Here is a 16,339-nt window from a genome sequence, read left to right as displayed (position 1 = left end):
GCAGATCGCGTGAGGAAGAACGGTGACGATCTTCATCATCCAATTGCTCAATTCATTCTTCTATGCTGCGGTTTTGTTTCTGATCGCCGCAGGCCTGAGCCTCATCTATGGTGTCATGCGCATCGTCAATCTCGCCCATGGGGCGCTCTATGCGCTCGGTGCCTACGTCTCGGCCTGGGTCGTCGGCGGCGCGGTCGGCCATGCGGCGAGCGGCACGCTCGGCCTTGCCGGCCTCCTGCTCCTGCTGCCTGTCGGCGCCGTCGCGATTGCGGGTGTGGGCGCGGTGATCGAGCCCACGCTGCTGCGTCCGCTTTACCGACGGACGGAGGAGTACCATCTGCTGATCACGTTCGGCCTGCTCATGATCCTCGAAGACGCCATGAGATTCCTGTTCGGCGGCACGCCGCTCACGGCCGGATCGATCATGGATCACATGGGCAGCATCCCGATCGGCCGGCTGCTCTATCCGACGTACAACCTGTTCGTCATCGCCATTGGACTGATCGCCGCTCTCGGCCTGTGGTGGATCATCTACCGCACCAAATTCGGCATCATCCTGCGCGCCACTTCGCAGGATCGGCGCATGGCCGCAGCGCTCGGGCTCAATGTCAGCCGTGTCTACGTGCAAGCCTTCGCCATCGGCTGCTTCATGGCCGGGTTGGGCGGCGCGGTCGTGGTGCCGGCGCAGGCCGCCGTGCTCGGCATGGGCATTGAGGCCCTAATCTTGGCGTTCGTTGTCGTGGTGATCGGTGGGCTCGGGAGCCTCGAAGGCGCACTGGTCGGTGCATTGATCGTCAGCCTCGTCCGCACCGCCGGCATCCAGTTCTTCCCCGAGATCGAGCTTGCCGTGCTCTACCTGATCGCGACCGCGGTCTTGCTCATTCGCCCGACCGGACTGTTTGGGAGGGCATGACGATGAGCCTCGCCGTCGCAAAAAAGGGCGTGATCACGAGCACTGGCCCGTCTGGTTGGCGGCCGGCCGTAGTTGCGATCGCAATACTCCTTATGCTCGCGGTGCTGCCGAATTTGGTGGATCCTTACCAGACGGTGCTGCTCACCTACGGCCTGATCATGGCCATCGCGGCGCTCGGCTTCAATCTGCTGCTCGGCTATACTGGACTCCTGTCGTTCGGCCATTCTGCCTATTTCGGCGCCGGCGCCTATACGGTTGCGTTCGTCGTACGCGACCTCGGCGCGCAATCCATGGAGCTCTGCATCGTCGGCGGGCTCCTGGGCACGCTGCTCATCTCCGCGCTGTTCGGGTTCGTGTGCGTACGGCACACGCGCATCTTCTTCGGCATCCTGACACTGGCATTGTCGCAGGTGTTGTGGAGCCTTGCCTTCAAGTTCTTCTGGGTGACCGGCGGCACCGACGGCATCCGCGTCGCCTATGCCAAGCTCACGCTGCTCGGCGGTCTCGTCAACTTCGCCGGCCCCGGCTCGTTCCAACGCTTCGTTTTCGCCTATTATTATTATGTACTTGGACTGTTCGCGCTTGCGACGGTTGTCATGTGGGTCATCGTGCATTCGCCGTTCGGCAAAGCGCTGCAGGCAATTCGCGACAACGAGACGCGCGCGAGCTTTATCGGCATATCTGTGCGGCGCTACCGCTGGATCGCGTTCGTCATATCGGGCGCGTTCACGGGCCTTGCCGGCATCCTCTGGGTTCCGCTCAATGGGCTGACCACGCCCGACATCCTTTATTGGCCGTTCTCGGGCGAGATCGTGTTCATGAGCGTGCTCGGCGGGTTTCGGACGTTCACCGGGCCGATCGTCGGGGCTGTGGTGTTCAACTATCTCAAGACCTATGCGGTGGCGAGCACGGAATATTGGCAGCTCCTGCTCGGCGTAGTGCTAGTGGTCCTGGTGTTAGCGCTACCGTCGGGCATCGTGGGGACGGCCGCGCGCCTTGCGGCCAGGTTTACCAGGAGGACCTCATGAGCCTCCTCGAGACGGTCCATCTCAAGAAGTACTTCGGCGATACGCATGCTGTCGACGACGTCAATCTGACCATTGAGGAGGGCGAGTTTATTTCGCTGGTCGGCCCCAATGGTGCCGGCAAGACTTCGTTCTGCAACATAGTGAGCGCATATTACAGCGCCGATTCCGGAAAAATCATCTTCCAGGGCCACGACGTTAGCAACGCCTCGGTGACCCAGCGCGTCAAGGCAGGAATTGCGCGCAGCTTCCAGCTCGTGAATCTGTTCGACGACCTCACCGCCTTCGACAATGTCGCGCTGGCGATCTTTTCCCGCGAAGGCAAGACCCGCAATATTGCGGCGCTCGCCCGCCGCGACAGCGAGGTGACGCGGGAAGCCGACGCGGTGCTTGACCAATTCGGGCTCGCCGGCAAGCGCAACGAGCTTGCGCGCGGCCTCGCGCAAGGCGAGCGCAAGCTGCTCGACGTAGCGCTCGCCTATGCGCTGCGACCCAAGCTCCTATTCCTCGACGAGCCCACGAGCGGGGTGAGCACGCGCGACAAGGGCCAGATCATGGACACGATCGCTTCGGTCGTGCGCGGCGAGGGCATAACAGCCGTGGTGATCGAGCACGACATGGACGTCGTGTTCAAATATTCCGATCGCCTCGTCGTGATGCACCAGGGCGCGATTCTCGCCCAAGGCACCCCCGCCGAGATCAGGAAGAATGAGCAGGTCGCGATGATCCTGATCGGCTCTTTGGGTGCCGACGCCTTTTCACGAAAGGATTGATCGTGCTCGATGTCAATGCGATCGATACCTACCGCGGCCCGGCCCACATCCTCAACGGCGTGTCGCTGCGCGTCGACAAGGAGGAGGTGGTGTGCCTCGTCGGGCGCAACGGAGCGGGCAAGACCACCACGATCGAGAGCATAATGGGATTTCTTCCCGTCCGGACCGGACAGATCCTGTTCGATGACGAGGACGTGACAAGGCTCCCGCCGCACGAGCGGGCGAAACGTGGCATCGGCTATTCGCCCGAGGATTGCGGGGTGTTTCCCGATTTGTCGGTGAGCGAGAACCTGATGATCAGCCGCTGGCTCGGCGATGAGGTCGCCAAGCGCCGTAACGGCGGTCAGCGGGTAGACCCCGAAGCCCAGACGTTCAGCCTCTTTCCCGAAGTGCAGAACCTGCTGCAGCGTCAAGGCTTGCACCTTAGCGGCGGTCAGCGCAAGATGGTGGCGATCGCGCGCGCCATGATGCTGTCGCCTTCGCTGTTGTTGCTCGACGAAGCCTTCGAGGGCCTGGCCCCGGTCGTAGTCAATCGCTTTGCCGAGGCAGTCACGATGATCAAGGCGATGGGCGTTTCCATCCTCATGGCGGAATCGAATCTGGGTGCGGCGACGCGCATCGGCGACCGGCTCTATGCCATCGACCGTGGCGAGATCATCTTCCACGGGTCGCCGAGGGAAGCGCTCGCCGACGAAAAAGTGATGAAGGCGTTGCGCGGCTAGCTGTGCGCAAGCCGACACGACTGCGAAACGCAGTGTCTGAACGTTCCGGATGGCGCAATGACCAGACGCAGCCTCCTCATCGCCGCGATGACGTCCATCGCGATCACCGTGGCCCGCAGCGGCCACGAGCTGCCGGTCTATCCGTCCTATTATCCCCATGAGATCGAGATCGCGACCGTGGCGTCCGAGCGAGCGGCGGACCTCCTTCGCGACGGCAAGATGCATGCTTATGTTGGCGGCACGCCGCGATTTGCTGGTGCGATTCCCGAGACCATCAGTGCTGTCGAGTCGCACGGCTCGTTCGTGATTGTTCGTGTGAATCCGGTATCGCCGCTGGCGAGGGACGAGGCGTCCATCTGTGCACTTACCCGGGCCGTAATCCGCGAGATCGGCGGCAAGGCCGGCAAGTTGATCCTGCATCCCTATCCGGTCACGCCGTTTCACGGCGATTTTCTCAACCACGTCGATCTGGCTGCGGCCGCAAAGGCGCGCCTTCTCAGCAACCCTACTGACGCAACCGGCGCCATCGTCGGTGAGTTGAAGGTGAAGACCGTAGGCGCGCTGGCAAGAAGCCTCGTTCGTGCCGAATGGCAGGCCGGCGAATTCGACTGGGATGTCGCGATCAATCAGGTGAGCGCCGACGACCTCGTGGCCTCGGCGAGCGTGGCGCTAAACGGCTGGCTTGGTCCGCGCTGGGTCAGGACCGGCTGGTTTGCCGCCTATCGGCTGCTCGTGGATGCAATTGTCGATCCCGCGCGGCGGCGTCGCATCGAATCCGATGTCGAGCGCCTGCGGGCCGGCGACTATGACGGCGCTGTCGAGCGCATCAATCTGGAGCGCGACCTCGTCGGCGCGCTGGTGGGCGGCTGCCGCAAGACCGTCGCTGGTTACACCGTCAAGCGGGAACACTTCAATTCCGAGTTCTCGGCTGGCATTGAGAACGTCGCGTACGACGCCCACGAAGGCTTCAACTCGCCGATGTTCATCCGCACAGTGAAGCTCAAGGATTTTCCCTGGAATGGCTGGCTCGCGCTTGGGGTCGACGGGCGGGCGCAGGCAGCGTGGAATCCGATCGCAGGCTTTACCGACCCGTTCGGCCGCCTGATGTGGTTCGCGCTCGGCGACCCGGCAGCCGTGCCGTCGCCATATGACGAGAACTGGGTGTTCAACCGCATCTCTGATGTCGAGTCCAAGCCGCGTCGATGAATGCGTCGGAGCAAGTCCATGCTGCGAATTCCGCTTATACTGCGCCGGCGCATGCTGCTGCCAATGGCGGGTGCGCTCGCGTCGAGCGTGGGCGTGCAAGCCGCGGAGCTGACGTTCGACCTCAAGATCGAGCGCGGGCAGGTGGCGCAGAACATGCGCCTGATCCGCGTCAAACAGCGCGACGTGGTCAGGCTACGCTGGGCCACCGACCAGCCATTGACCCTGCATCTGCACGGCTATGACATCGAGCGGAAAGTCGAGGCTGGCGCGATTGCCGAAATGAAGTTTACGGCGCGCGCGACCGGACGCTTCCCTATCCACCTCCATGATGCGCGCGAGCGCGCAGGTAACCCCTCCCATCATGAGCCACCGCTTGTCCTTATCGAGGTCTATCCGCGGTAGCGCCGCCGTGTTGCCGACGCTTGCAGCAGCGGCGTGTATCGCTCTTGGCACTGCGGCACCTGCTGCCGCCCACGGCTTCGGCCAGCGCTATGACCTGCCGCTGCCGCTTTCGCTCTATCTTTTCGGAGCTGCCGCTGCGGTCGGATTGTCATTCGTCGTCTTCGGGCTGTTCGTTCGTCATGCCCCGGCCACCCGTCGCGGCCCGCATGTCGATCTGCTCGCCACCGCACCCGGCCGGCTGATCGCATTGCCAGGTGTTGTTCTCTTGCTCCGGCTCGTCGCGCTTGGCGTATTCATTGTCACGGTGCTCGCCGGGTTCATCGGCGATCAAAATCCATACCGCAACATTGCGCCAACGCTTGTGTGGATCATCTTCTGGGTCGGCCTTGCCTATGTATCGGCCTTCGCTGGAGACTTGTGGCGGCTGATCAATCCGTGGCGAACGTTGTTCGAAGGGGCGGAGCAGCTCTATCGGCTAGCCGCCGGCACCGAACTGTCGCGACGGCTGCCGTACCAGCCGGCGCTCGGTGTCTGGCCGGCGTGCTTGCTGCTGCTCGCCTTTGCGTGGATAGAGCTTGTTTACCCAAGCCCCGCCGTGCCGGCCCACATCGCTGGTTTCGCCGCCGCGTATTCGATCCTCACCTTGATCGGAATGCTCGTGTTCGGTCGTGACATCTGGCTGCAGCACGGCGAGGTGTTCACCATCGTGTTTGGCACCTTCGCCCGTTTCGCGCCGACTCAGGCGAAGGTTCAGCCGCAAGTGCGGCAGTTGTTGCTTCGGCCATTCGGGGCGGGGCTGCTAGGCGACGAACCCGTCTCGACGTCCATGATGGCGTTCGTGTTGCTCCTGCTCTCGACCGTGCTTTATGACGGGCTCATCGGCACCTCGACATGGTCGAACCTCGAAAGCTGGCTTCGTGCCACGCTCCCCGGCTTGGGCGCGCACGACTCGGTCGCGATCAAGACGGCCGGCCTCGTAGGGTTCTGGCTTTTGTTCCTCGGCGCCTACCTGGCGATCTGCGCGATCATGGCGACGCTTATGGCCCGCTCGCCGCTGCAGCTTGCCCGCAGCTTCGCACTGACGCTCGTCCCGATCGCCATCGGCTATCACGTGGCGCATTACCTGGTGTTCCTGCTGATCCAGGGCCAGTACATCGTGCCGCTCGCGTCCGATCCGTTCGGCAAGGGCTGGAATCTCTTCGGCACGGCCGGCTACCGCGTTGATATCGCGATCATCGGCTCGCGCTTTGCCTGGTACGCGGCGGTCGTCGCTATTGTGACGGGGCATGTCACGGCGGTCTATCTCGCCCACACCAAGGCGATCCGAGTGACAGCGGAGCGCGGTGCCGCGCTGCGCTCGCAGGTTCCGCTGACTGCGCTCATGGTCGTCTACACCTTTGTTGGTCTGTCCATCACCGCGGAGCCCATCGTCGAGCAGCGCGAATCCGCCCCGCCGTCCGCCGTGACGGAGGCGATCGATGTCCCTCCTGACGCGGTGTTGCCTGAGCCGGGAGACGGCCGGCTGCAGTCGGTCGGGCCGGGGACGTCTGCTGCCGCGAAATTGACCTACCGTGTGCTCGGTTCGGCTTTTCACGACGGCTCACGCACGACCGTCGCCGATCTGCTCTATGCTTATATGTTCGCGTATCGGTGGGGCGTTCGCCGCGAGGGCGATGAGGGGCATTACGACCCCGTCGTCGACGCGGCAACCGCACCCCTTCGCCAGTCACTAGCTGGATTGCGGGTGGCGGGCACGGACACCGCCTCAAAGACGTTCCGCGTCGGCGACATCAGCTTCGTTCGCGAGCTGTTGCTCGTCGACGTCTATGTGACGATCGCGTCTGAGAATTTGGACCGGGACGCTCTGGCGGCGCCGCCCTGGAGCACGCTGCCCTGGCATCTTGTCGCGCTCATGGAGGAGGCCGTCAGCCGCGGCTGGGCGGCGTTCTCGCAAGGAGAGGCCTTGCGCCGCAATATCGAGTGGCTCGATCTGGTCCGCTCTGATGAACTCAAACGTAAGCTCGTGTCGTTGGTCGAGGCATTCGAGCGCGACGCATACCGCCCCGCCTCGTTGCGATCCTTGGTGACTGCGGACGAGGCGCGCAAGCGATGGGCGGCGCTCGTGGCCTTCTACCGCGAGCACGGCCATTTCCTGGTCACCAATGGACCGTACCGGCTGAAGAAATGGTCGGCCGACAATGTCGCGCTCGAGGCTTTCCGGGATCTGACCTACCCGCTGGGCGTGGGATCATACGACGCCTACGCGATCCCGCGGCACGGCTATGTCACCAGGGTGGAATGGAATGGCGACCGCGTCACGCTCTCGGGCGAGATCGAGATCATCGATAGATTCCAGCGAAGCTATCGCCTGGCGCGGACGCCATTGCCGTTGATCGCACCCGTCGTGCGCAATCGTGCCGCACCGGAGTGTCGCTATGTGGTGATCGATGACAAGGATCGAGTCGTGCTCGCCGATGTCGCGTTGCTCGGCGACGACGCGACATTCCGGATCGATCTGGGCGGCCGGCTGCCGGCCGGCCAGTACACCATGCTTGCTGTCATCGCGGTCAACGGCAATGTCATGAACCCGGATATCCGCCGTATTCCTGTCGTCATTGCATCCGATCGATGATGGCATGGTCGTAAGGATTGGTTCTCCCGGAATCTGGTGGTCGGGCCGTCAATTGGGGAAACTTTCGGCGGTACCCCGACATTTTGCGACGTGTCTCGACACACATTGATGTCCGTCGGTTTAACAAGGAATATCCGATCAGTGCGACATCAATGTCGGTTTAGTCATCGAGGCAAGCATACCGCGTGTCGTCCCGCCGAGAATAAATTCCCGCAGCCGGGAATGCCCGTACCCGCCCATGACAATGAGATCGGCACCTGCATCGGCTGCATATGACAGGATCGCATTTGAAACGTCGATCCTGCTGACGGGAATGCGCTCAATCGTGGCGTTTACTCCGTGACGGGACAGATGGGTCGCGATATCCGCACCCGGAAGGTCTGCGCTTTTGGCGCTCTGAGTGTCCGCAACAACAATACTCGTCTTGCCGGAGCGGGTAAGAAACGGCATGGCATCGGCGATCGCTCGCGCGGCTGCCCGGCTGCCATCCCAGCACACCATGACATGATCGAGTTTGAGGCGATCCTTCTGAATAAAAGGAACGATGAGCACCGGCCTTCCGGATTCGAACAGCGCCGCCTCAATAACGATATTCGTGGTTCGATGATCCCGGTCCCTTTCAAATTGGCCAATGACGGAAAGATCGAATCGTCTTGCGATATGCGCAAACTGGCTTGGTACGTCGCCAATGTCAGCTTCAATCCTGCGCGTTTCGGCTGAAACACCGGCGCGACGCGTCGCCTCGTCAAACGCGGTGGCCACGGACTCTGCGTGTTCTCGGGCTTCAGCTTGCTGGGCTCGAATAAAGTTGGCCGACAGGTCAACGCCACCGACCACTGCCGGATAGAAGGCGGTCCCCATGATGTGTGCGCCGAATGTCTCCGCAACCGATACAGCGTAATTGGAAACGCCATCTTGCGATGTCCCGTAAGACAGGTTGACAAGAATATCTTTGATCATGTGTATGCCTCCAGTTAGGTGATTAGGCAACTACACTGATTCCAGTGTCTATCTTCCCCGACTGGTGCACCATTCCCGCGTCCCGGGAGCTGCGTGCCGGTTCGAGTAAAGGGCAAGCGGGTCCACGCTGCACGCTATCGAGACACTCCTCATCCGGCCGCCACCAGATGACGGTCAGGCTGAGACTTCAAGCACTACCCTTCCCATCAGGTCTTCAGGCGACCGGGTGATGCCAGCGATCATACCACCAGTGATGAAATCGCGATCGTGGTTCTTTGATACCAGCAAGACCTCTCGCGCGAAGGTGTAGCAGCAAGTGTTGCGGGGCTGCGCAAAGAGCAACTTCAAGCGAGAACACATTTTCCAGATTGGCGGTAATTTTCGGTGAACCTGATGCCGGTGAGGATCGTTGCCTAGAACTGCGCGAGGGTGGGGTGGGGCCGGGAAGTTTGGCCGCACCGACCATGATCGGGGCAGCGGAATTCATGTTCGCTTCTGGCAGATATTGTTGAAGAACTCACCTTGGGCCGAAGGGGACGAAATCTCTCAGCGCCGCTAGCGCGTACCGCCCGTAGCGACGTGGGGGACCGCATCAATTCACGCGAAAGCAACCAGCGATCCTGCAATTCTAAGACGGCCTTCAACGCGAACCGACGCAGTCGTGCCGCCCTTTCGGAAGACCAGTTCGTGCTCACACTGACCGGCCTCAAGATGATCGCGTGGCCCGACAGGTCCGCAGGCGTGCGCGGCGAACTGGCCCCGCGCGCCGCACTGCAGCATTTTGCTCTCGCGAACCGACCGTGCCGGCCTCGCGCCTTTTGACGATCAGGGCTATCCTTTCTCTCTGATCGTGCTTTCGGCGAACCGCATGAAGGTCGGCGCCGGTGGCGACTCCAGGGTGCAGGAAATGAGCCGCACAGCTTTCGTTGGTGATCAAATGATGCATAGCGGCCAAAAGGGTTTCGGCATGACCAAGCACGGCTGATCGGGGCACGCGACCCGATCGCCGCGTTCCGTTTCCTGCAGAAGCTCGAAGCACAGAAGAATGATCGCAAGGACCGCTCTCGGATCAACGACCCGAAACAGTCCGTCGAAGATCTATTCCATCCCCGGAAGCCAACACGAACCTGACGAACTATCCTTGGATGAGCTCCAGGGGTAGGCACATTCGGAAATTCGGGTGTTTGTGCTCAGTACGCGAACGGAGCTGAAGGACCGATGCCATTAATCGCTGGCGCGTCAATGACCCGGATACCAATCATGACCTTATCCTGGCTGCAGGTCACGGGAGTAGGCGAACCTTCCTTGTCACCGTCGAACAGGATGAGCACGCCCAAGTCTGAGGCCTTCCTCTCTCGAGCAGCAGCAGACCCTCAGGCTTCCGCGATAAATCGAAGGAAAGCTCGGCGAGCAGGTCGACCTGTTCGCTTTCGGCATCCCAGGAGAGGATGGCCTAGTTTCCCGGGAGCGATTTTCCTAAGCAACAGAGCGAGGACGCTGTTCTCCAAACAGGTCTGTTATCGTGTAGGCGACCGGAAAAACCCAGCAATACCAACTCGGCACCTTCGAGAAGGCAAGTCGAGGTGGATACAGTGAACGAGTCGATAGCCCGGATCGAGGCGATCATCGGGCGCAAAGTCAAACGCGATATCGGCCAGATGACCGAGTGGACAAAAGGCAATCTTGCCCGCGCCGCAGAGGCCATCATGAACACGCCCAACGCGCATGTCGGCATCGTTACCGGCTTCTATATCCAGCACGCGGAGCCGCCTTCTCCAGAAACGGACGGGCTCGGCGGAATGGCCCAGCTGGCCGCGGGCGTCGCAAATGCGGGCATCCCGGTAACGGTCATTACCGACACACCGTGTGAAGGCGGTATGGGCCGTGGTCGATGCGCTGCCGATGCCCGTCAATCTTGAGGTCGTGTCGACGACGGAGAGTTCGGTTCTCCGCCTGCGGCAGTACCTAGAGGTAGGCGATCGGCCGATCACTCACTTGATCGCAATAGAGCGGGTTTCTCCGGCTTCGGATGGAAAGCCCCACCGGGAGCACGGATGGGACATGTCGCGCGAAACAGGGCCGCTCCATCTTCTCTTTAGCGACCCCGCCGAGAAGCGTCGCTGGTACACGATCCGCATCGGGGACGGGGCAATGAGATTGGGATGGGATCCTTGCCCAAGGAAATCATCGAAAGCGGAATTCCCAATGGCAAGGTGATCGCAGCGACGACTCCAGTCGATTCGTTCATCGTCGCCGGCGTGTCGAACTGGGGAGGGTATGGGCTCCTTGCTGCAATGGCCTGCACGAAGCCAGCGTTGCGGGATGCTCTCCTGCGTTATTTCGATCGCGATATGGATCACCGTCTCCTTTCGGCGGCGGTGGAAACCGGGCAGGCGGTCGATGACAGCCGGTCGATAATCCCGGGCGACCGCAGATGAGTGTCGACAGCATACCCTGGGAGCAGCACGCGGCTCTTCTTGAAGAGATCTCCGCCGTGGTGGCGTTGCAGGCGCGCTGATCACCTTGAAGCTGATAGGCCATTCTAGCGATCAAGGGCGAAGCTGTTCGCCTTGAGAGCCTCCGATCGGCGACTCCCTCCGGACGAAGCCTTCCCTGTACGGCGAAATGGCGGCCCAAGCAGCTCGGATATACCTGGCACCGCTCGCTGATGCGCCGTTACGAGGATTTTTCCGTCGTCACCCGCGACTCGCTGGTCTATACGTTGAGGACGCTAGGCCTGAAGTACGACACCAAGGTCTTCGAGCGGATAATGAACAAGACGATGTTCAAGGCGCTTCGCATGCAAAGGGATGAGCTCGGCTTGACGCCGGATTATCGCGTGCGCGGATTCTCGGCGCTTGTCGAAAAACGGTCGTCCGTACCCGGGTAGGCGTCACCAGCCGTACGTCATCAATGAGTATCGGCTTCGCGGGCATCGTTTCTGTAGGGATGTTAGGCTGGCGGGTTGATCCAACCGCCAACTGGACCGTACTGTTCGCCTCGGGGTCCAGGAATCCGGTCGGCCGGCGCAGCTGCAGTCGCCACGGTTCGGCCGGATGTGCCGCATGTCGTCACCGCACCGGCGGCATCGAGCCGGCCGCTTGCACAAAGCAGGCCGCGATGAATCCGAGCTAAGATCTCAAAGGAAACCCGACGATGTCGACATACAACATTCTCATCCTAGGCGCTTCATACGGTTCGTTGCTCGCGTCGAAGATTCTGCTCGGCGCGCATTCGGTGAAACTTGTCTGTCTTCCGACCGAGGCAGATCTGATCAATTCCGAAGGGTTTCGTGTTCGGATTCCGATCCGAGGCCGGAGCGAACCCATCGAGCTCGATTCACGCAAGCTGCCCGGCCGAGTGTCGGCCGCGAGAGCGACGGACGTCGATCCTCGCGAATATGATCTCATCGGCCTTGCGATGCAGGAGCCCCAATATGGATCGCCCGGAGTGCGGGAGCTTATGAACGCTGTGGCGACATCGCGGGTGCCGTGTATGTCGATCATGAACATGCCGCCGTTTGCCTATATGAGGCGCGTTCCTGGGATAGATTCCGAACTGCTTAAGCCCGCTTATACGGCGCCGGAAGTCTGGGAGGAATTCGAGAAGGGGAACGAGATCGTGCGGCGGTTGGAAAAGGAGATCGATGCCGCGCGCTTCGATGCTCCCGAGGGCAGGATACAATTGCCGGTGAAGTTGCGGTTCTATGACTCGATCTTCGTACCCTTGGCCAAGTGGGCCATGCTGATGGCCGGGAACTACCGGTGCATAACCGAGGACGGAATGCGGACCGCCCGGGAGGCCGTTCATTCGGATCTGGAAGCGTCGCGCTCCATCTACGATTTCGTGCTCGACGTATGTGTCAAGATTGGTGCCTCGCGTGACGAATTGGTGCCTTTCGAAAGGTACGCGGCGGCGGCGGAGAGCCTGTCGCGTCCCGCCTCTGCCGCCCGCGCCCTGAACAACGGTGCCTCGAATATCGAGCGCGCGGACAAGCTCGTTCAACTTGCCGCGAAGCAGAAGGGCATGAGGCACCCCGCCCTCGATGCTATAGTGGCACTGGTCGATCGAAGGCTGGAAGCCAATCGGAAGATGAGACCCGCGGCAGCATAGCCAGGTAGCCGATCTACGGCTGGGTTCGCCGAAGGCCTCGACACGCCGGTTCTGAAGGAAGCCAAGGCGCTATTGGAGCAGCTCAGGGGTGACGCCAACTGTATGCACTAACTGGCGCGGAACGTCCGCTTGGGGGCAATGGACTAAACCGCTCGCGCGGTAGGACGCTGCGGCAGACGCCACGGCGAAGCAATAGGCGACAAGGCATCCGGACGAGCGGGGCAATTGCCCGTTGCGCGCGATGATCCCATGATTGAAGACGTGCTACTCTTGAGTTCGTGGCGGAGCACCAACCATTGCACAAGAGCCAACTCGAACCCCGGGCACTCTCGATCGCGATTGTGCGCACTGTCGCTAATTGCACCCAGTCCAGGATCTCGATGCAAGCAGAATTACAAATGCGGTGATGCTCTTGACGAGCAGCTCGAAACAGTTTCGGCTCACATAGCTCCGGGCTTTCCAGGTCGCGAGAGATTAGTTTGCCTCCGCGATCCAAACATCGGTGAACTCACGTCTAGATTGTGTGGTGTGTTATTTTTGCTACGGCCAAGCCATTGAAAGTACGGATGCCACGGAACATTAAATCCCCATGGGCGATCTTCCTGATCGTCTGAAGGTTGTTTGCGGGTGCGCCGCGACTTAGCTCGCGCACGCGGCACCATCCTACGTCCCCCCAGCGCGGTTTCCTCCTGTGGAGGCTTTCGGACGCCGGCCGCCGAACTCGCGGCGCCGTCCTTCAAGCGGCCGGCATCCGAAACCCTTCACATGATCGGAAATTGGAAGGAGTTTAAAGGCTTGCGACGAGGATTAGAGTCGCTGCACGCCGCCCCCTATCAAAGATCCTGCAACATCCGCATGCCGGCTGCCGATCCGGATCGGGACGCGCCGCCGCCCCCAACTGCCCGGGCGTGCCTCGAACAAGCCGGGGATCGCGGAGGAGCAAATGCCGCAGCGACCGTCGCCGGTGAGCCGCCAAGTGGTAATTTCATACCAATCTTGGCCGATGATCCGCTCACTGCAGCCCGGGCAGTACGTGCTTTGGCCCGTCTCATCATGGACATTCCCGGTGTAGACGAACTGCAGCCCGACCTCGCGGGCGATATCGCGAGCCCTCGTCAGGGTGAGGGCCGGCGTACGGGGCAGATCCAGCATCTTGTAGTCGGGGTGGAAGGCGGTGAAATGCAACGGCACGTCAGGTCCTAGCCTTGTCATCACCCATTCGCTCAGCTTTTTCACCTCCTCCGGGCTGTCATTGTGACCCGGGATCAGCAGCGTTGTGATCTCGAACCAGACCTTCGTCTTGTTCTTCAGATACTCGAGCGTTTCGAGGACGGCGCCGAGATGGCCGGTGCACAGCCGCTTGTAGAACGTCTCGGTGAACGCCTTGAGGTCGACATTGGCGGCGTCCATGAAGGCGTAAAGCTCCTCCCGCGCCGGCGCGCCACCCTTGCAACATCCACGGCATATTCGAGGAAGATGACGGGGTCATTGTAGGTGTAGGCGATGGAACGCGAGCCCGTGGCAATCGCGGCCTCGACAATATCTTCCGGCGAGGCCGCGTCCTGGAGCCGGTCGAGTTCTCGCGCCTTGGAGATGTCCCAGTTCTGGCAGAATTTGCAGGTCAGGTTGCACCCTGCGGTACCGAACGACACCACGGGAGTGCCGGGCAGATAGTGGTTCAGTGGCTTCTTCTCTATTGGATCGACACAGAACCCCGAGGAGCGGCCGTCTAGCCGGCCCGCCTACGGGGGCACGAGCGCCCGCGGACATTGGTTCATTCTATTCCTGATCGGCGGAGACCGTAAGCCGAACCGTCGACAATCTCGGCCGCTGAGGTCCAAGAGCGCTCCCGCCGCTGCAGCATTATTGCCCCCCACGCGGGCGACGTTCCTCCGTGCCAGTGGCGCAAGCCTTCTCCCCCGCGCGCCGCCTGCACGGGCGGATCGATGTCCGATGAACAACGTCTTCGCAGGCCGATCAAGCTTTGCTTGGCGAAATCAGCGCTCAGATCGAACCACTAACTTCACTAATGAGTTCATGAATTGCTGCGCCGCAGTGTGCGCGGTGCACCTGCGTCGTTCGTCTCCGGGCAGGTGCAATCGAGTAGGCACTTCGCGCGCACCGCGCGTGGTGGTAAAATGAATATATCCCTTTCGTGAATTCAGTTGCTGATGGGAATGAAGCCGGCGAAGCGACTGAAGCGCGAACATCCCGAGCTGCCGGCGAAGAGGCCGGCCGTTGACGTAAGGAAATACGTCGGCCCACCGTAGTAGTTTCTGACGGCGCTGATCCGTTCGATCAATTATATTATATTGAGGAGGGAAGCCGCTCGTCCCTCGAATGGATGCGCCGGGCAAGCCATTTGCAAAAACGAGCGCCCCGAAACCAGGAGGAATTCATGACGCCGCTATCAGCCATGAAACATCTTGTTGCGGCCGGCGCGCTCGGCTTGGCGCTGTGCCATCCCGCATTTGCGCAGCAGACCATCAAGATCGGTTCGATCCTCTCGATCACCGGCCCAGCCTCGTTCCTCGGCGAGCCGGAGGACAAGACGCTGCGGATGTACGTCGACAAGATCAACAGCACCGGCGGCGTCGGCGGCAAGAAGATCGAGCTCGTGATCTATGACGACGGCGGCGACGCCAACAAGGCACGCACCTTTGCCACCCGGCTGATCGAGGACGATAAAGTCGTGGCGATGGTGGGCGGATCGACCACCGGCACCACCATGGCGATGATTCCGGTGTTCGAGGAAGCGCAGGTGCCGCTGATTTCGCTCGGCGGCGCGATCGAAATCATCGAGCCGGTCCGCAAGTATGTTTTCAAGACGCCGCACACCGACAGGATGGCCTGCGAAAAAATCTTCGAGAACCTGAAGCAGCGCAACCTGACGAAGATCGCCATGATCTCCGGCACTGAAGGCTTTAGCACGTCGATGCGGGCGCAGTGCACCAAGGTGGCGCCGAACTACGGCATCCAGATCATCACCGAAGAGACCTACGGTCCGCGCGACAGCGACATGACCGCGCAGCTGACCAAGATCAAGAATACCGCCGGGATCCAGGCGGTGGTCAATGCCGGCTTCGGCCAGGGCCCGGCGATCGTGACCCGCAACTACGCCCAGCTCGGCATGACCGCGACGCCGCTCTATCAGAGCCATGGCGTGGCCTCGAAGAGCTTCATCGAGCTCGCAGGCCCGGCGGCCGAAGGCGTGCGCCTGCCGGCCGCGGCGCTGCTTGTCGGTGACAAGCTGCCGGACAGCGATCCGCAGAAGAAGGTCGTGGTCGACTATAAGAAGACCTATGAAGACACCACGAAGCAGCCGGTCTCGACCTTCGGCGGCCATGCCTATGACGGCCTCTTCATCTTGGTCGAGGCCATGAAGCGGGCGAATTCGACCGACCCGAAAAAAGCTGCGCGACGAAATCGAGAAGACCAAGGGATTTGTCGGCACCGGCGGCGTGGTTAACATGTCGCCTACCGACCACCTCGGGCTCGATCTCTCGGCGTTCCGCACGCTCGAAATCAAGGGCGGCGACTGGAGCCTGCTGGCGCCGGGGACCTGAAGCATGATCGCGTTCGAGACTCCAGGG

14 protein-coding genes and 3 pseudogenes are annotated in these 16,339 nt (G+C 61.4%); 12 read left to right on the top strand and 5 right to left on the bottom strand.

From position 1 onward, the window contains the following. Positions 1-22: 22 nt before the first annotated feature. From ACFXS9_RS25735 to ACFXS9_RS25710, 6 genes are read left to right on the top strand one after another with little or no spacing between them, the layout of a single operon-like run. Entirely contained in the window at positions 23-913 is an 891-nt protein-coding gene (locus ACFXS9_RS25735; protein ID WP_334367048.1) for a branched-chain amino acid ABC transporter permease, read from the top strand. A gap of 2 nt (positions 914-915) precedes the next feature. Then, on the top strand, positions 916-1,941 hold the full coding sequence (locus ACFXS9_RS25730) for a branched-chain amino acid ABC transporter permease (RefSeq protein ID WP_392693431.1): 1,026 nt from the start codon (positions 916-918) through the stop codon (positions 1,939-1,941). Then, positions 1,938-2,711, top strand: coding sequence for an ABC transporter ATP-binding protein (locus ACFXS9_RS25725; protein ID WP_392693428.1), 774 nt, complete (start codon positions 1,938-1,940; stop codon positions 2,709-2,711). Before ACFXS9_RS25730 ends, ACFXS9_RS25725 begins: the two co-directional genes overlap by 4 nt. 2 nt (positions 2,712-2,713) lie before the next feature. After that, the gene (locus ACFXS9_RS25720) at positions 2,714-3,433 is read left to right on the top strand and encodes an ABC transporter ATP-binding protein (protein ID WP_392693425.1); all 720 of its coding nucleotides are present in this window, start codon (positions 2,714-2,716) and stop codon (positions 3,431-3,433) included. 57 nt (positions 3,434-3,490) lie between these two features. Beyond that, positions 3,491-4,639, top strand: coding sequence for a hypothetical protein (locus tag ACFXS9_RS25715; protein WP_392693423.1), 1,149 nt, complete (start codon positions 3,491-3,493; stop codon positions 4,637-4,639). 51 nt (positions 4,640-4,690) lie between these two features. After that, positions 4,691-5,041 (top strand): hypothetical protein, encoded by a 351-nt coding sequence (locus ACFXS9_RS25710; protein ID WP_392693420.1) that lies wholly within the window; start codon positions 4,691-4,693, stop codon positions 5,039-5,041. A gap of 148 nt (positions 5,042-5,189) precedes the next feature. On the opposite strand, the gene ACFXS9_RS25705 is transcribed toward ACFXS9_RS25710, so the two are convergent. Beyond that, positions 5,190-5,372 carry a hypothetical protein gene (locus ACFXS9_RS25705; protein WP_392693419.1) on the bottom strand — a complete coding sequence of 61 codons (183 nt, stop codon included), beginning with the start codon at positions 5,370-5,372 and terminating at the stop codon, positions 5,190-5,192. 84 nt (positions 5,373-5,456) lie between these two features. Here ACFXS9_RS25705 and ACFXS9_RS25700 point away from each other — a divergent pair, with 84 nt between their 5' ends. Then, positions 5,457-7,673 (top strand): hypothetical protein, encoded by a 2,217-nt coding sequence (locus ACFXS9_RS25700; RefSeq protein WP_392693418.1) that lies wholly within the window; start codon positions 5,457-5,459, stop codon positions 7,671-7,673. Between the two features lie 138 nt (positions 7,674-7,811). On the opposite strand, the gene ACFXS9_RS25695 is transcribed toward ACFXS9_RS25700, so the two are convergent. After that, positions 7,812-8,633, bottom strand: a complete 822-nt coding sequence (locus tag ACFXS9_RS25695; protein ID WP_392693416.1) for a universal stress protein — start codon at positions 8,631-8,633, stop codon at positions 7,812-7,814. Positions 8,634-9,823: 1,190 nt separating this feature from the next. Next, on the bottom strand, positions 9,824-9,970 hold the full coding sequence (locus ACFXS9_RS25690; protein WP_392693413.1) for a hypothetical protein: 147 nt from the start codon (positions 9,968-9,970) through the stop codon (positions 9,824-9,826). 255 nt (positions 9,971-10,225) lie between these two features. On the opposite strand from ACFXS9_RS25690, the gene ACFXS9_RS25685 reads away from it, so the two are divergent. The 4 genes and pseudogenes from ACFXS9_RS25685 (at position 10,226) to ACFXS9_RS25670 (ending at position 12,746) form a co-directional block, all read left to right on the top strand. Then, a complete protein-coding gene (locus ACFXS9_RS25685; protein ID WP_392693411.1) occupies positions 10,226-10,552 on the top strand; it encodes a glutamate cyclase domain-containing protein in 327 nt (108 codons plus the stop codon). Next, positions 10,536-11,071: pseudogene (locus ACFXS9_RS25680) on the top strand (glutamate cyclase domain-containing protein). Before ACFXS9_RS25685 ends, ACFXS9_RS25680 begins: the two are co-directional and overlap by 17 nt. Positions 11,072-11,250: 179 nt before the next feature. Then, positions 11,251-11,412, top strand: a pseudogene (locus ACFXS9_RS25675) (haloacid dehalogenase type II); the annotation flags it as partial. Positions 11,413-11,789: 377 nt separating this feature from the next. Next, positions 11,790-12,746 (top strand): hypothetical protein, encoded by a 957-nt coding sequence (locus tag ACFXS9_RS25670; protein ID WP_392693408.1) that lies wholly within the window; start codon positions 11,790-11,792, stop codon positions 12,744-12,746. An 807-nt stretch (positions 12,747-13,553) separates the two neighbouring features. Here ACFXS9_RS25670 and amrS read toward each other — a convergent pair. Beyond that, complete coding sequence (gene amrS, locus ACFXS9_RS25665; RefSeq protein ID WP_392693405.1) at positions 13,554-14,156, bottom strand: AmmeMemoRadiSam system radical SAM enzyme; 603 nt, start codon at positions 14,154-14,156, stop codon at positions 13,554-13,556. After that, positions 14,054-14,398, bottom strand: a complete 345-nt coding sequence (locus ACFXS9_RS25660; protein WP_392693403.1) for a radical SAM protein — start codon at positions 14,396-14,398, stop codon at positions 14,054-14,056. Before ACFXS9_RS25660 ends, amrS begins: the two co-directional genes overlap by 103 nt. Positions 14,399-15,162: 764 nt before the next feature. Between ACFXS9_RS25660 and ACFXS9_RS25655 the strand changes: the two are divergent. Continuing rightward, a pseudogene (locus ACFXS9_RS25655) lies at positions 15,163-16,312 on the top strand (ABC transporter substrate-binding protein). The last annotated feature ends 27 nt before the right edge of the window (positions 16,313-16,339 follow it).

The organism is Bradyrhizobium sp. RDI18, assembly GCF_043203335.1.
Taxonomy (GTDB): Bacteria; Pseudomonadota; Alphaproteobacteria; order Rhizobiales; family Xanthobacteraceae; genus Bradyrhizobium; species Bradyrhizobium retamae.
Note: the sequence above shows the minus strand (reverse complement) of the source record. Positions and strands in the feature narration are given on the sequence as shown.

Bases quoted from the DNA above. Each gene is read 5' to 3' on its own strand.
- ACFXS9_RS25730 (WP_392693431.1), top strand. From the start codon at position 916: ATGAGCCTCGCCGTCGCAAAAAAGGGCGTGATCACGAGCACTGGCCCG.
- ACFXS9_RS25715 (WP_392693423.1), top strand. From the start codon at position 3,491: ATGACCAGACGCAGCCTCCTCATCGCCGCGATGACGTCCATCGCGATC.
- ACFXS9_RS25710 (WP_392693420.1), top strand. From the start codon at position 4,691: ATGCTGCTGCCAATGGCGGGTGCGCTCGCGTCGAGCGTGGGCGTGCAA.
- ACFXS9_RS25670 (WP_392693408.1), top strand. From the start codon at position 11,790: ATGTCGACATACAACATTCTCATCCTAGGCGCTTCATACGGTTCGTTG.
- ACFXS9_RS25725 (WP_392693428.1), top strand. From the start codon at position 1,938: ATGAGCCTCCTCGAGACGGTCCATCTCAAGAAGTACTTCGGCGATACG.
- amrS (WP_392693405.1), bottom strand. From the start codon at position 14,156: ATGGACGCCGCCAATGTCGACCTCAAGGCGTTCACCGAGACGTTCTAC.
- ACFXS9_RS25695 (WP_392693416.1), bottom strand. From the start codon at position 8,633: ATGATCAAAGATATTCTTGTCAACCTGTCTTACGGGACATCGCAAGAT.